1 protein-coding gene and 2 pseudogenes are annotated in these 2,537 nt (G+C 46.9%); all 3 read right to left on the bottom strand.

The features are described 5' to 3' along the window. A pseudogene (locus AZ66_RS28505) lies at positions 1-1,100 on the bottom strand (dihydrolipoamide acetyltransferase family protein); the annotation flags it as partial. A gap of 34 nt (positions 1,101-1,134) precedes the next feature. Next, on the bottom strand, positions 1,135-2,112 hold the full coding sequence (locus AZ66_RS28500; protein ID WP_044358016.1) for an alpha-ketoacid dehydrogenase subunit beta: 978 nt from the start codon (positions 2,110-2,112) through the stop codon (positions 1,135-1,137). Between the two features lie 97 nt (positions 2,113-2,209). Continuing rightward, positions 2,210-2,537: pseudogene (locus tag AZ66_RS28495) on the bottom strand (thiamine pyrophosphate-dependent enzyme); the annotation flags it as partial.

Here is a 2,537-nt window from a genome sequence, read left to right as displayed (position 1 = left end):
GGAGATACGGCCTGTACCCAAGATTGCAACTCTGGAAGTTGATGATCGGAGTAAGAACATACCGCCAGCGGAACCGATGTTGTGATTGTGATTGTGCTGCCTTTCAATTCGTTCGGGCCAAGTTTGCCTTCACGTCCGCGGCTAGCCAAATCTTTAATATCGTTAGCGATCATCCAGATGCTGCGACGATCTGCATCATTGATTACAGGAACCATCAAGCCGTTGTCTGTATCTGTTGCGATACCGATATTGTAGTACTTTTTGTACACGATTTCGTTGTTTGCTTCGTCGATCATTGCGTTCATCGCAGGGAATTGACGGCAAGCTGCAACGAGTGCTTTTACGATGAATGGAAGGTAAGTTACTTTCGTACCTTTCTTCTCCATCATTGGCTTCAAGCGTGTACGGAATGCAACAAGCTCGCCAACTTCCACTTCGTCCATGATTGTAACGTGTGGAGCTGTGTAAGCCGATTTAACCATTGCATTGGAAATCGCTTTGCGGATACCTTTGAATGGTACGCGCTCTTCTTCAGCCGCACGGCCAGTTGCAGCTGCTGCTGCAGGCGCTGCCGCTTTTGCTTCAGCTTTAGGAGCTTCAGCTGCTGCTGCAGGTGCTCCGCCGTTAGCGAACGCCTCTACATCTTCACGAGTGATTTTGCCGTTCTTGCCAGTAGCAGGAACTTCACCAATGTTCACGCCAAGATCACGAGCATGCTTGCGAACGCTTGGAGTTGCAAGAACATCACGGTTAGGTGCTGCTGCTACGCCTTCAGCCTTAGGAGCTTCAGCTGCTGCAGGTGCTGGAGCTGCTTCCTCTTGAGCTGCTTCTTCCGGCATATCTTGCTCAGGAATTTCACCTTCAGCGTCGATGATCGCTACAACTTCGCCCATGTGGCATACTTGACCATCTTTCGCGAATACTTCCAATACCGTACCATTTACAGGGCAAGGAACTTCAACGATAGCTTTATCGTTTTGTACTTCCATGATGATGTCATCATCAGTTACCTTGTCTCCTGCTTTAATGTGCATTTTGATAATTTCGCCTTCGTGAAGGCCCTCCCCTAGTTCAGGGAAGCGATACTCAAATTTAGCCACAGTAAAATCCTCCTTCTCTCTGTTCGGTTCTATCTTAGAAGTTCAATACTTTGTTGACGCCTGCTACGATACGAGCTGGTGATGGCAACCATTGATCTTCGATTTGTGCGAAAGGATACACTGTATCTGGACCTGCAATGCGAAGTACAGGTGCTTCCAAGTGAAGAATCGCTTTCTCGTTGATTTGCGCAATAACTTCTGCAGCTACGCCGGAAGTTTTTTGTGCTTCTTGTACAACGATAGCGCGGTTCGTTTTCTTAATGGACTCAACGATTGTGTCGATATCAAGCGGCGCCAATGTGCGAAGGTCGATAACTTCTGCTTGCACGCCTTCCTTTTCAAGCTCAGCAGCGGCTTTCATTGCTGTGTGAACCATCAAGCCGTATGCAAGAATTGTTACGTCTTTACCTTCACGAACAACTTTTGCTTTACCGATTTCAACTGTATATTCGCCTTCTGGCACTTCATCACGGAATGCATGATACAAGTTCAAGTGTTCCATGAAGAATACTGGATCATTGTCACGGATTGCGGAAATCATCAATCCTTTTGCATCATAAGGGTTGGATGGAACAATAACCTTGATACCAGGAGTTTGTACCATCAATCCTTCAAGGGAGTCTGTATGCAATTCTGCAGCTTTTACACCGCCACCGAATGGTGTGCGGAATACGATTGGCGCATTGTAGCGGCCGCCGGAACGGAAGCGCATGCGTGCTGCTTGAACGCACATTTGGTCAAGTGCTTCATAGATGAAACCGACGAATTGGATTTCAGCAACAGGACGGAAGCCTTGAACGCCCAAACCTACTGCCATACCGCCGATTGCGGACTCTGCAAGCGGAGTATCAAATACACGCTCTTCACCAAATTCTTTTTGCAAACCTTCAGTCGCACGGAAAACACCGCCGACATGGCCAACGTCTTCACCAAAGACCACAACATTAGGGTCTCGTTTCAATTCAACGCGCATTGCGTCGCGAATTGCTTCTTTCATATTCATTTGTGCCATTGCTTCGTTTCCTCCTTACCGTTATCACAGAACCATATATGGATTCGTTGTCCTCGCATGACTGCAAGGCCCGTTAACTATCAAATCGCTGTCCGAATTATTGGAAATCTGCTTTTTGCTCTTCCAAGAATTTCGGTGTTGTTTCGAACATGCTGTCGATCAAGCCTGCAACAGTCATTTTCTCTGTTTTTTTCAGCACGTTTGATTTCTTCGTTTACTTTTGCTTTTTGCTTCATCTTTTACGCGAGCTGTGTCTTCTTCTGTCCAAAGACCTTTTTGCTCCAAGTATTTGCCGAAGCGCACGAGTGGATCTTTGATTGCCCATTCTGCTTCTTCGTCTTTTGTACGATATTTTGTAGTATCGTCCGCCATGGAGTGTGGACGGTAACGGTAAGTCAACGCTTCGATCAACGTTGCGCCTTCAC

It is taken from the genome of Paenibacillus sp. E194, from assembly GCF_000935845.1.
Classification (GTDB): domain Bacteria; phylum Bacillota; class Bacilli; order Paenibacillales; family Paenibacillaceae; genus Paenibacillus_B; species Paenibacillus_B alvei_B.
The sequence above is the reverse complement of the archived record's forward strand: the minus strand, read 5'-3'. Positions and strand labels throughout refer to the sequence as shown.

What these genes read in the sequence shown, in the direction of transcription:
- AZ66_RS28500 (WP_044358016.1), bottom strand. Translation starts at nt 2,112, where the DNA reads ATGGCACAAATGAATATGAAAGAAGCAATTCGCGACGCAATGCGCGTT.